This is a genomic window from Peribacillus sp. NPDC097284, from assembly GCF_044761765.1.
Lineage (GTDB): Bacteria > Bacillota > Bacilli > Bacillales > DSM-1321 > Peribacillus.
Genome location: NZ_JBIWCZ010000004.1, coordinates 217,010 through 229,599 on the forward strand (window position 1 = coordinate 217,010; position 12,590 = coordinate 229,599).

The 12,590-nt window shown below is 43.2% G+C and carries 11 protein-coding genes; 3 read left to right on the top strand and 8 right to left on the bottom strand.

Annotated features, from left to right (window positions below; translation table 11 throughout):
* Positions 1-16 precede the first annotated feature (16 nt).
* Positions 17-1,285, top strand: a complete 1,269-nt coding sequence (locus tag ACIQXU_RS10980; RefSeq protein ID WP_402871946.1) for a dicarboxylate/amino acid:cation symporter — start codon at positions 17-19, stop codon at positions 1,283-1,285.
* 284 nt (positions 1,286-1,569) lie between these two features.
* Positions 1,570-2,988, top strand: coding sequence for an NAD-dependent succinate-semialdehyde dehydrogenase (locus ACIQXU_RS10985; protein WP_402989186.1), 1,419 nt, complete (start codon positions 1,570-1,572; stop codon positions 2,986-2,988).
* Between the two features lie 56 nt (positions 2,989-3,044).
* Here the strand turns inward: ACIQXU_RS10985 and ACIQXU_RS10990 are convergent, their stop codons facing one another.
* The 8 genes from ACIQXU_RS10990 to ACIQXU_RS11025 form a co-directional block, all read right to left on the bottom strand.
* The gene (locus ACIQXU_RS10990; RefSeq protein WP_402871952.1) at positions 3,045-4,151 is read right to left on the bottom strand and encodes an AI-2E family transporter; all 1,107 of its coding nucleotides are present in this window, start codon (positions 4,149-4,151) and stop codon (positions 3,045-3,047) included.
* 361 nt (positions 4,152-4,512) lie between these two features.
* On the bottom strand, positions 4,513-6,039 hold the full coding sequence (gene scpC / locus ACIQXU_RS10995) for a succinyl-CoA:acetate CoA-transferase ScpC (RefSeq protein WP_402871954.1): 1,527 nt from the start codon (positions 6,037-6,039) through the stop codon (positions 4,513-4,515).
* A 130-nt stretch (positions 6,040-6,169) separates the two neighbouring features.
* Positions 6,170-6,820, bottom strand: a complete 651-nt coding sequence (locus ACIQXU_RS11000) for a LytTR family DNA-binding domain-containing protein (RefSeq protein ID WP_402871957.1) — start codon at positions 6,818-6,820, stop codon at positions 6,170-6,172.
* Positions 6,821-7,157: 337 nt separating this feature from the next.
* The gene (locus ACIQXU_RS11005; RefSeq protein ID WP_402871960.1) at positions 7,158-7,334 is read right to left on the bottom strand and encodes a hypothetical protein; all 177 of its coding nucleotides are present in this window, start codon (positions 7,332-7,334) and stop codon (positions 7,158-7,160) included.
* Positions 7,335-7,358: 24 nt separating this feature from the next.
* Positions 7,359-7,718 (bottom strand): P-II family nitrogen regulator, encoded by a 360-nt coding sequence (locus ACIQXU_RS11010; RefSeq protein ID WP_402871963.1) that lies wholly within the window; start codon positions 7,716-7,718, stop codon positions 7,359-7,361.
* Positions 7,719-7,732: 14 nt separating this feature from the next.
* Positions 7,733-8,947 (bottom strand): ammonium transporter, encoded by a 1,215-nt coding sequence (locus tag ACIQXU_RS11015; protein WP_402871966.1) that lies wholly within the window; start codon positions 8,945-8,947, stop codon positions 7,733-7,735.
* A 252-nt stretch (positions 8,948-9,199) separates the two neighbouring features.
* The gene (locus ACIQXU_RS11020; protein WP_402871969.1) at positions 9,200-9,403 is read right to left on the bottom strand and encodes a YbdD/YjiX family protein; all 204 of its coding nucleotides are present in this window, start codon (positions 9,401-9,403) and stop codon (positions 9,200-9,202) included.
* 19 nt (positions 9,404-9,422) lie between these two features.
* Positions 9,423-11,471, bottom strand: coding sequence for a carbon starvation CstA family protein (locus ACIQXU_RS11025; RefSeq protein ID WP_402989189.1), 2,049 nt, complete (start codon positions 11,469-11,471; stop codon positions 9,423-9,425).
* Positions 11,472-11,813: 342 nt separating this feature from the next.
* Here ACIQXU_RS11025 and ACIQXU_RS11030 point away from each other — a divergent pair, with 342 nt between their 5' ends.
* The gene (locus ACIQXU_RS11030; protein WP_402989192.1) at positions 11,814-12,542 is read left to right on the top strand and encodes a MerR family transcriptional regulator; all 729 of its coding nucleotides are present in this window, start codon (positions 11,814-11,816) and stop codon (positions 12,540-12,542) included.
* The last annotated feature ends 48 nt before the right edge of the window (positions 12,543-12,590 follow it).

A 12,590-nucleotide genomic window follows, 5' to 3' on the forward strand; every position in this document is an offset into this window, starting at 1 on the left:
CAAAGGAGAATACAGTATGAAACTATTAAAAAATCTAACTGTCCAAGTCATCATAGGTATCATTCTCGGTATTACAGTCGGTTTCTTATTCCCTGCTTTCGGTGAACAGCTGAAAATCTTAGCTGATTTGTTTATTAAAATGATAAAAATGGTCATCGCACCCATCATATTCTTAACCGTCGTTATCGGCATTGGCGGCATGGGTGACATGAAGAAAGTGGGTCGTATCGGTGGGAAAGCCCTCCTTTACTTCGAAATCGTTTCCACCGTTGCCCTTGCGATTGGTCTTATCGTGGTCAACCTGTTAGGACCGGGTAAAGGATTTAACATCGATTCAGTGGAAGGCGGAGATGTATCGCAATATACAACCGCTGCTGAGGAAACAGAACACGGTGCCATAGCCTTTATCTCCAATATCATCCCGGACAATGCTGTCGCTGCAATGGCCGGTGGAGACTTGCTTCCTATTCTGTTCTTTGCCGTCTTGTTCGGTATCTCCATGGCAATGATCGGACCAAAAGTACAACCTGTCGTCTCCTTCTTACAACATATAGCGGATATTTTCTTCGGCATCGTTGGGATCATCATGAAGTTTTCACCGCTGGCGGCATTTGGGGCCATGGCCTATACCATCGGTAAGTTCGGGCTTGGTTCTCTAAGTTCTTTAGGACAATTAATGGCTAGCGTATATATTACCATGGCGTTATTCATCATCATCGTCCTTGGGGGCATCGCAAAATTCTATGGCTTCAACATTTTCAAATTCATCGCTTATTTAAAAGAGGAACTTCTATTGGTATTGGGAACTTCTTCTTCGGAATCCGCATTGCCAAGTGTGATGAAGAAACTTGAGAATTACGGATGTTCAAAATCCGTGGTCGGGCTGGTCGTACCGACCGGTTATTCCTTTAACCTTGATGGCACATCGATTTACCTGTCGATGGCAGCCATTTTCATCGCCCAAGCTTATGGCGTGGATTTAAGCATCTGGCAGGAAATAACCCTTCTTGGAATCCTGATGCTAACATCTAAAGGGGCTGCAGGTGTAACAGGGTCCGGTTTCATCACCCTTGCGGCAACATTGGCTGCTTTCCCGATGATTCCTGTTGAAGGCATGGCACTTCTTTTAGGAGTCGACCGCTTCATGTCGGAAGCTCGTGCCATCACGAACCTGATCGGAAACAGTGTTGCTACAGTTGTCATTTCTAAAACAGAAGGCGAATTTGATCCAACTCATTCAAACTACAACAATTTGGATGAAGTAGCCGCCTCCACAGATCGATGAAGAACGGACACTAAGAAAGAGGATAGATGGGAAGCAGAACTCTCTGCCCGCATCTATCCTCTTTTCCATATGCATTCTTACTTCCTTACTGTCCCTTGAAACACTTCTTCACTCCGTTTTATTGTCCCTATTGACTGAACCCACCATCATTTCTTAAAACTTATCAATCATATTCATTTAAGATTTCCCGAAAAGTGTTTATACTTTTATATAGCAGATGATATTAGCTTATAGACATTCACTCTAAATAAAGAACAAAATGATACAAAACGGGAGGTTTTATCATGAAAGATTACGGATTATACATTAATGGGGAATGGTCCGATCACGGACTTGAAAAAATCGAAGTGAAAAACCCGGCAACCGATGAAATTGTCGCCACTGTCCCAAAAGGAGGAGCCATGGAAGCAGCCAAAGCTGCCGATGCAGCTTATGCGGCCTTTACTGATTGGGCTGCCCTCTCGGTTTATGAACGTGCGGATTTGATCTGGAAATGGCATAAATTGATCGACGACAATAAAGAAGAACTAGCTAGAATCATGACAGAGGAACAAGGTAAACCATTGAAAGAAGCCCTTGGGGAAATGAACTATGCGAATGGATTTTTATCCTGGTTTGCCGAAGAAGGAAAACGGGTGTATGGGGAAACGATTCCTGCCTCCACTACGAATAAGCGACTTTTTGTAACCAAACAACCAGTCGGTGTCGTAGCCGTCATTACCCCATGGAATTTCCCGGCGGCGATGATTACGCGAAAAGTGGCACCCGCACTTGCCGTCGGCTGTACGGTTGTCATTAAACCCGCGAATCTGACGCCGATTACAGCTTTGAAAATGGCCGAATTGGCTGAAGAAGCAGGCATTCCAAAAGGTGTCATCAATGTAGTGACAGGTAAATCATCGGAAATCGGCGAAACTTGGCTTCAAGATACCCGGATTCGCAAATTGACCTTCACTGGTTCAACGGAAGTCGGGAAAACTTTAATGAAGGGCTCTGCCGAAACCGTGAAGAAGATATCGCTTGAGCTGGGTGGCCACGCTCCCGCCATCGTTCTGGAAGATGCCGACCTCGATAAAGCCGTTGAGGGCATCATTAGTTCGAAATTCCGGAACGCCGGACAAACATGCGTGTGTTCAAACCGCATTTATGTTCATGAATCCATCCAGGACGTCTTCATCGAGAAGCTTGTTGCCAAAGTGAACGAACTGAAAGTGGGCAACGGTTTGGAAGAAGGCGTCGACATCGGACCTCTTATTGACCAAAGTGCAGTCGAAAAGGTACAAAAGCAAATTGACGAAGCCATCAATAGCGGAGCCAAACTCGAAGCTGGTGGGAAATCGATTGGCGGACTCTTCCTTGAACCGACCATCCTTTCCAACGTCAGCGATAGCATGCTTTGCATGAATGAAGAAACATTCGGACCACTAGCACCGATTGCTTCCTTCAAGACAGATGAAGAAGCGGTACAACGTGCAAACGACTCGATTTTCGGGCTGGCAGCATACGTCTTCACCGAGAACATCTCAAGGGGCATTAAAGTCACCGAAGCCCTGGAATTCGGGATCGTCGGCTTGAACGATGGCCTCCCTTCCGTTCCACAGGCACCATTCGGCGGATTCAAGCAAAGTGGGCTTGGCCGCGAAGGCGGACATCATGGGATTGAAGAGTTTTTAGAGGTCAAATATATTTCACTAGGCCTATAATCAAATATTGGTACAAAAAAAACGGGACCAACTCTCAAAGAGTCGATCCCGTTTTTTCATTCAATTAAATCTTCCCCGAGTTTTTCCTCTTTCCTGATCCTGATGAACTTAACGATATTCAATACAATCGTTTTAATGACGGAATAAGTCGGTACAGCCAGGATCATCCCAATGATGCCTGCGATGTTTCCCGCAACCAATAAAAGGATGATGATGGTTAACGGATGCGTATTTAGCTTTTTCCCGATGACCAGCGGTGAAATGACATTACCGTCCAACTGCTGAACAATCGTGATGACCACTATGACCAAAAGCGCCTGTGTCGGCGAATGAATCAAGGCCACAATCACTGCAGGAGCGGCTCCAATAAATGGGCCGACATAGGGAATGATATTGGTAACGGCACCTATCAATGCAAACAGGAAGGCATAAGGCAAATCAATGATTAAATACCCCACGAACGTCCCAATTCCAACAAACAAGCAGACTAGCATTTGCCCCTGTATGTATGTCGTAAGGGTCTCTCCCGTTTCCTTAAGAACGGATAATGCCGGTTTGTGATAACGGACCGGTACAAATTTCATGATGGAGCTTGGTAGCTTATCGCCATCCTTCAACATATAAAACAGGATGAATGGAACCGTTACGACTACCAACGTTATATTCGTGACAACGCTGAATACAGAAGACAGACTTTTAGTAATATTGCCCGGTAGGTCCGTCAAGTATCTTTGAAGGGAATCTCCCACTTCTTTCAAAGACACATAATCCTGTTCCATCGTCCACATGAACCATCTTGATTTGGATAAATCTTCGATGAACGTTCTGGATTGATTAAAATAATCAGGAAGGTTATTAATCAAATCCGTGACCTGACGTGAAAGGGACGGGCCGACAAGACCGACCAATAAACTTACTAGACCAAGGAATATCACATACAGCAATAAAATCGCCAATCCCCTCGGCACTCTCCTTTTCACGAGCAAATCGACCGTCGGATTGAACAAGAAATAAAGAAAACCGGAAATGAGTATTGGAAAGAACAAAGTTGAAGTGAAAATTACGATTGGTTCAAAAAGAAACGAAATCTTCGTCCCCACATAAAATAACACGGACAATAGCAATAGCTCTAATGTCCAAAAATGCAGTTTAGCCTTGAACAAGTTATCTCCTCCTATATAACTCTTCTTTTTCTAAAGAAAGATGATCCATTATGTATGTAAAATTTTATAATGCTACCTATCATTGATAGAAGTTTACCATACTTCCATTACCACAACGTAAAATTCTGTATAAAATTTATTTCAATGATTCCCAGGATTTACATTGGGAAAAAATCATCCTTCTCAAGGCAGTCTTTTAGAGCGGGAAACCCTTTTATCGGTCAAAACGATCAATATATCGGTCAAACTTGGCTTTTATCGGTCTATTCAACCTATTTATCGGTCAAATCCAGCACTTTATCGGTCAAACCCCATCTCAGCAAACAAAAAAACCCCGCTGCAATGAGCGGGGTCCATCTTCTTATTTTTGATCTTGAAGAGTAGCTTCAAGCATTGTACCGTTCTTGGCAAGGTTTGTATACCAAGAGAATGCTTTTTCAAGAACATGCGGTGTTTGGTGTCCACCAGTTAGAGCGACAGCTTCGTTGAAATAATCACGAAGTTGTTGACGGTAATCCGGATGTGCACAGTTTTCAATGATTGCATGTACACGTTCTTTTGGTGCTAGACCGCGTAAATCAGCGTAACCTTGTTCTGTAACGATGACATCCACATCATGCTCAGTGTGGTCAACGTGAGATACGAAAGGAACGATACTTGAGATTTTGCCGCCTTTTGCATAGGACTTCGTTACAAAGATACCCAAGCGTGCATTACGAGCATAGTCTCCAGAACCACCGATACCATTCATCATTCTTGTACCAGAAACATGTGTTGAATTTACGTTTCCGTAAATGTCGCATTCTAACGCAGTGTTGATAGAAATCAATCCAAGACGACGGATGACTTCCGGGTGGTTAGAAATTTCTTGTGGACGAAGAACGAGTTTATCACGATATTTATCAAGTTCGCCATATACTTGCTTACCTTTTTCTTCAGCCAAAGTAATGGAGCAACCTGAAGCGAATTTAACTTTTCCAGCATCGATAAGATCGAATACTGCATCTTGTAACACTTCAGAGTATACTTCTAAATCTTTGAATTCAGAATCAATTAAACCATTCAATACGGCGTTTGCAACGGAACCTACACCTGATTGAAGTGGTGCAAGCGATTCAGTTAAACGACCAGCCTTGATTTCTTCGCGAAGGAAGTTAGTAAGGTGATTGGCCATGACAGCAGTCTCTTCATCAGGAGGCACGATTGTAGAAGGTGCATCCGTAACTGTTGCCACAACAATCCCTTTCACTTTTTCAGGATCAACAGGAATACCGATCGAACCAATACGATCACTTGCACTCGTCAATGGAATCGGTTGGCGCTCACCTTGTTGAGCTGGTAAATATATATCATGCATGCCTTCTAATCCTTCTGGATGAGACACGTTTAATTCGATGATGACATTCTTCGCTTCTTGTACGAAGATAGCTGAGTTACCTACAGAAGTTGTCGGAATGATTAATCCGTCTTCTGTGATAGCCACTGCTTCGATGATAGCAAAGTCGATTGGTCCAACAATCCCTTGACGAACTAATTCAGCCGTATGAGATAGATGTTGGTCGACATAAGTGATTTCATCAGCATTGATTTTATTACGAATACCTTTATCCGCTTGGAATGGTAAACGTTTATTTATGAGTCCGGCTTCCGCCATATGTTGGTCGACTTCAGGTCCTAATGATGCACCTGTATATACGTCAACTTTGAATTTTTCAGTTTTCGCTCTTTCAACTAGAGCCATTGGAATAACTTTCGCATCACCAGCACGAGTAAATCCACTCATACCTAGTTTCATACCATCTTTAATCCATGAAGCAGCTTCTTCTGCAGTGACAACTTTCCCCTTAAGTTGCTCATTGCGGATTTTTTTGAAAACGCTTTCGTTCATACAAAAGACCCCCATTTTCGCTTTTCTTACACCTAATTTTATCAAGTACGTGTAATTGTCACATTCTTTTATGAATGAAAAGCCTTAAAAGGAGCACAAAACAGCATTTTTATTACACGAAACAGAAACTCTAAAAACCAAGTGCTCTTCGGAACTGGCTTGCGTACGTTTGGCTAACTTGAATTTTCGAATGATCCTTCATCACAAGCAAGAATGTAGAGTGAAAGTCAGGCAAGATTTCCTCAATGAAATGAATGTTGACAATATAGGAACGGTGCACCCGAATAAACATTTCACTTGGTAAAACGAACTCCAATTCACTTAAATTCAATTTATGGAAACCACTCACGCGTTCAGACTGGATCCTTGTCTTCCTATTTTGCGCTTCTAAAAACATGATTTCCTCATAAGGAAGCGGAATCCATCTGTCTTCCGTCTTGACGGTTAAAAAGGAAGTCGGCAACACGAACGGCTTGGAGGGAAGGATGGCTGTCACGGCGCCCATTGGATTTTCACCTTCCAGGATGGGAACGCTCAAACCATAATACGGGACGCCAAATACATCACTTTCAACTTGAACGGCAATTTTCTTCCGGCTCTGCAATGCCTTGAAAGCGGCCGTCCCTTCACTTATTAAATCCCCAGGTTTAATCCCGACGTCGATTTGCTTGCTTGGTTGATAATAGATAAACTGCTCAGAATCAGCCACTGCAATCGAAGCGTTTTTTGGAACAAACTCACTAATGATATTTAAAACGGATTTAACCGTAAATTGATCCATTTTTCCCCACCCCATAAAGAACATATTGATTGATTATTTTCACTTTAAAGAAAAGGACTTTCTTCTGATTTTTCCCATATTAATGAAAAATGGAAGTAAATAAGCGAAAATCGTCGAAAAAAGCCAGAAAACAGGATTTAAATTGCCTGTCCCCATTTCATTATAGTAGGTACTCCCACCAATTTCTATGGTGGAACCAATAAAAAATCCGTCCTTCTATTATAAAATTCACTTCCAGGATATAAACTATTCAAATACGCTGCCGAAAAGGTTTGCCACTATCTCTAAAACATAGGAAAAACCGTTCCTCTTTTTATAGAAGAAACGGCTTCCTAACTTAGACATCTGCTTTTTTAGACGGGGAATTGGTTCGGAGAAGTAAGATTGATTCTAAATTCTTCAATGGTAATTCTAATAAATAAGACCTGTCGGTAGGTTGGTAAATGTTTTCGGATATCAGTTCAGTCACGATCTTTTGCTTTTTCCTGGAAACAATCTCAATCAACTTGCCCATCTGTCCCCTCCTTTAATGTTTTCCTCAGTCGTTCTTTAATGCATCGTGCCCTTCTTTTCCTGTCCGGATATTCACCACATTGGCTAATTCATAGATGAAGATCTTTCCGTCTCCAGGTTTTCCAGTGCTTAAGAATTTCCTGGCAACATCCACTACATCTTGAACGGGGACTTCACATACTACAATCTCTATTTTCATTCGGTCATGTAAGGATATTTCCCGATTTCGGCCTCGATATGTTTCGACATAACTCTTCTGTAGCCCAGTACCTTTCGCATCTGACACCGTGATACCACTGACACCAATCTTCGCCAACTCCTCTTTGAACTGTTCAAACTTGATTGGCCGCGTAATGATTTCGATTTTCGTCAATACCTGAGACATATGAATTCCCTCCTTTAAATTGATTCGTGATAGGCCTTTTCACCGTGGAGTGTAAGATCGAGCCCCGTTGTTTCATCTTCTTCGCTGACACGTAATGGAACGAACAAGCTAATGACTTTTGCGATGATATACGTGACTACAGCCACGAAGATATATGTGGCGATAATCGCTACAACTTGTTTCCAAAGTAGGTTGAAGTCTCCGTAGAACAAACCGTTGGCTCCCCCTTCATTCACCGAAGTAGTCGCGAATAATCCCGTCGCGATTCCACCCCAAGTGCCTCCAATGCCATGTAAGCCGAAAGCATCAAGTGCATCATCATAGCCCAATTTGTTTTTAAGGAAGAATACACCCCAGTAACAAACCGCTCCGCCAATGACCCCAATCAGGATGGAAGATGCTGTCGTCACGAACCCACAGGCTGGTGTAATGGCCACCAATCCAGAAATGGCACCCGATACTGCACCAAGCAAGGTTGCCTTCTTATTTGTCATGTACTCAACGATTAACCAGCCAATGATACCAGCCGCAGCTGCAACAGCCGTATTCACGAAAACATTCATCGCCACTGCATCGATCGTCAAGGCACTGCCGACATTAAAACCGTACCAGCCAAACCAGATCAACGATCCACCAAGGAATGTTAAAGGTAGATTATGCGGGGCACTGTTTCCTGATTCCTTCCTTTTCCCCAACATGATAGCCAACACTAAACCAGCAACACCTGAAGAGATATGAACGACGTTACCGCCGGCGAAATCAAGCGTACCAAGTTCAGCTAACCAGCCGCCTCCCCATACCCAGTGAGCAACGGGTGCGTATACGAATAAAGACCAAAGAATGGTGAAAATTAAGAAAGCGGAAAATTTCATTCGTTCAGCGATCCCGCCTGCGATAATGGAAACGGTCAATACTGCGAATGTCATTTGGAATAGCATGAATAAACTATGAGGAATTGTGTCGCTGTATGGGCCAGGAGCGAAGCCGACATCCTTTAAACCTACCCAATCCAGACCGCCTAGGAGAGTATTTCCTGGTGAGAAGGATAATGAATACCCAACCAGCACCCAAAGAATAGAAATGACAGCGAGTGGCATATAACTATGCATTGCCGTATTGAGGACATTCTTGCTTTTTACCATCCCTCCATAAAATAGGGCAATTCCTGGAGTCATAAGCCAAACCATCATTGTCGCTAAAAACATGAATACCGAATCTGCCATCTGCATTTGTTTTTCCCCCTTTAATTTTTAATATGTTATGTTATATAACATTGTTATGTGATGTAATTTATCATATACTTAATTTTCTAAAAATTCAACCACTTTATTTACTTTTTTTGAAAATTCTATGTAATAAGCACCGGAAACCGAACGGTACAAAATAGATTCTTAGTCCTTTCCTCACATACTTTCATACTCTTCTTATAAAATCCGCACAAAAAAGGGCCCTAATAATAAGGGCCCCTCCTAACTATATGACTAGCAACAGCGTGATACCTTCCCATCCTTAGCATTATACCTTTCGTCCTGCGCTTCGCAGAAGAACTCTTTCCTTGTCTTAATCGTTTTATCAGGATGTTCCAGCTTCATATGCGCTACATACGTTTCATAACTAGGAACTCCGACAAGTAGACTAATGAATTGCTTTCGGTAGCTAAGAATCCGGGTAATTTTTTTTAACATGGTTTCCTTCCCTCCATTATCACCTTGATATATAAGGAGATTCATGCATGTCAATTTTTTCATTTTTGATGATCTTGATCCATAATCGTACCGCGGAAATCAAAACAGTGATGACCACGATCATAAAGAAGGCACAAAGGGCTGCATCTAAATAATCATTGAAGATGACTCGTTTCATTTCCGCTAAATTCGCCGCCGGAGCAAGGACCTCTCCTGCATCATAGGCAGCCTTGAATTTGTCCTTATGCGCCAAAAAGCCAATTGCAGGGTTTTCGTGGAATAGCTTTTGCCAACCCGCTGTCATCGTCGCAATTAATATAAAGGTCGTCGGTAAAAGTGTGACCCATGTGTACGCTTTCTTGCCCATCTTGAACAAGACGGTCGTACCAAGCAGTAACGCAATCGCGGATAGCATTTGATTCGCAATCCCGAACAATGGCCATAGTGTATTGATTCCTCCAAGCGGATCAATGACCCCCTGGTACAGGAAGTATCCCCACCCTAGAACACAAATGGCTGTCGCGATGATGTTCGGCACCCATTTATTCGTTTGCGCAAATGGTTTATAAAAAGTACCGATAATATCTTGAATCATGAAACGGCCCACCCGGGTACCGGCATCAATCGTCGTCAAGATGAACAGTGCCTCGAATAGTATCGCGAAATGATACCAAAACGCCATCAAGGAAGCACCCCCGACTACTTGTGAGAAAATATGCGCCATCCCAATCGCAAACGTGGGAGCTCCTCCAGTACGGGATAATATCGTTTCCTCCCCGACATCATCGGCAAGGTCCGTAATCATATCAGGCGTCAAGACAAATCCCCAATCAGATATCGTCGTCGCAACCTGAGCCGGCTCCGTCCCAATGACAGCACCCGGACTATTAATGGCAAAGTAAATACCCGGTGTTAATACGCAGGCCGCTACCATCGCCATGATGGCCACGAATGACTCAGTCAGCATGGCTCCATATCCGATTGGACGCGCATGGGATTCACGTTCGATCATCTTAGGCGTCGTACCCGATGAAACGAGCGCGTGGAATCCAGACACAGCCCCACATGCAATCGTGATGAATAAGAATGGGAATAGGTTACCCGAGAAAACCGGCCCCGTACCATCAATGAACTGCGTGACCGCTGGCATTTCAAGATTAGGCATGACGATGAAGATGCCTAGTGCAAGTGCGATGATCGTACCGATTTTCAAAAAGGTACTTAGATAATCCCGCGGAGCCAAAAGCATCCAGACCGGTAGCACAGAAGCAACAAAACCATACACAATCAAGAGGATGGCAATCGTTTCACCTGAGTATGTAAACATGGGAGCCAATGTTGCACTTTCCGCTACAAACCGTCCGAAGTACAAAGCAAGCATCAACAGGATAATCCCGATGATGGATCCTTCCCCGACTCGTCCAGGCCTGATATACCGCATGTAAACACCCATAAGGACGGCAATCGGTATGGTCGAAGCAATCGTGAACATCCCCCAAGGGCTTCCTACCAAGGCCTTCACGACTACTAGCGCAAGCACGGCCAATAAAATGACCATGATGCCAAAAATCCCTAGCATGGCAATGAATCCTGTGACGGGACCGATTTCTTCTTTTATCATTTCACCAAGCGATTTACCATTTCGGCGCATCGATCCGAAGAGAATGACGAAATCCTGTACCGCACCGGCCAAAACGACACCCACCACGAGCCATAGTGTACCCGGCAGATACCCCATCTGTGCCGCTAAGATAGGCCCTACAAGTGGCCCTGCCCCAGCAATCGCTGCAAAATGATGACCAAACAGTACCCATTTATTCGTCGGTACATAGTCTTTTCCATCATTATTCAATTCAGCTGGAGTCTTACGTTTATCATCAAGCTCGAATACTTTCTGTGCGATAAATTTACTATAAAAGCGATAAGCAATCGAATAGACACAGAGAGCAGCCGTAACAATCCACATAGCATTAATGCTTTCCCCGCGATTTAAGGCGACAACACCGAAGCTCACAGCTCCCAACGCAGAGATGACTCCCCAAAGAACAACTGATTTAAGCGCTTTCATTTTTTCATCTCCTACCCCATTATATTTACCAATTCATTGTGCCTGAACGTTTTCCACAGCCTCCTTAAAATGACTAAACAACGTTAATTTTGTATATATTCTGAATTATATGTCATTTAATGGTTAATAAGCAATAGGTTTTCTTCACTAGCCGAAATTATAGCACGGCATGTACCGTTACGATTTTTTCAGACTACCCAGACTTCCTCCCCAATACATCCAGACTACCTTTTCAACGTTCATTTCCATACTGCCTATTTAATTCCTACCTCCTATTCCGCTATAATAAAAAGGAAAGTTTAGCCATAACCTGAGCTGGATGAACGAATTGGAGGTATGACAATGGAATTTTTGACCGTTGGACAATTGTCTAAGCGAGCGAATGTGACGATAAGGACCATCCGTTACTATGACCAAATTCAATTATTAACGCCTGAATACAGGCACGCCAATGGCCGCAGATATTACTCGGCAAATGACCTGAAGCGACTTGAGAAAATCTGCCTGCTTAAAGCCCTTTCTTTTTCATTGGACGATATCAAAACCGTATTGAATAAAGAATCCTTCAAAGAATTACTTCTCCAGCACCAACAACAAATACAATCCGATATAAAAGAAGAGGAAAATACATTAAAGAACATCCAGACTTTATTAAACAGTATCGAAATCGAAGGGGAGTTCAATTGGGAGTTACTGCTTCCATTATTCAAAAGAAAAGAGCATAATCGAGGGTCACACTTTAACGAAGAAGAACAGAAAACCATCAATAAACTACCCAAAATGGAACAAAATGATATCAGCACGAGGCAATGGATCAATCTCATGAAGAGAATCGAATGGTCCCTTGAAAAGGGCGTTTCCCCCTTATCGGAAGAAGGACGGCTCATTGCTGAAGATTCCCTCCTGCTGTCCGAGTTGGTATTTCAGGGAAACAAAGAGCTTGAGGAGAAATTCTGGGAAATTCGAAAGTCCAAGGAAGGATCCGCTTCCGCAGGTTTGTATCCGATAAACGAAGATGTGCTGACCTTCTTGGATGAGGCAATTGCCTCGGTAACGGAATGTACCCGATAGGTTCCAGTTTTTTGGACCAACTAAAAAAATGTGCGCCAAGAGGCACAC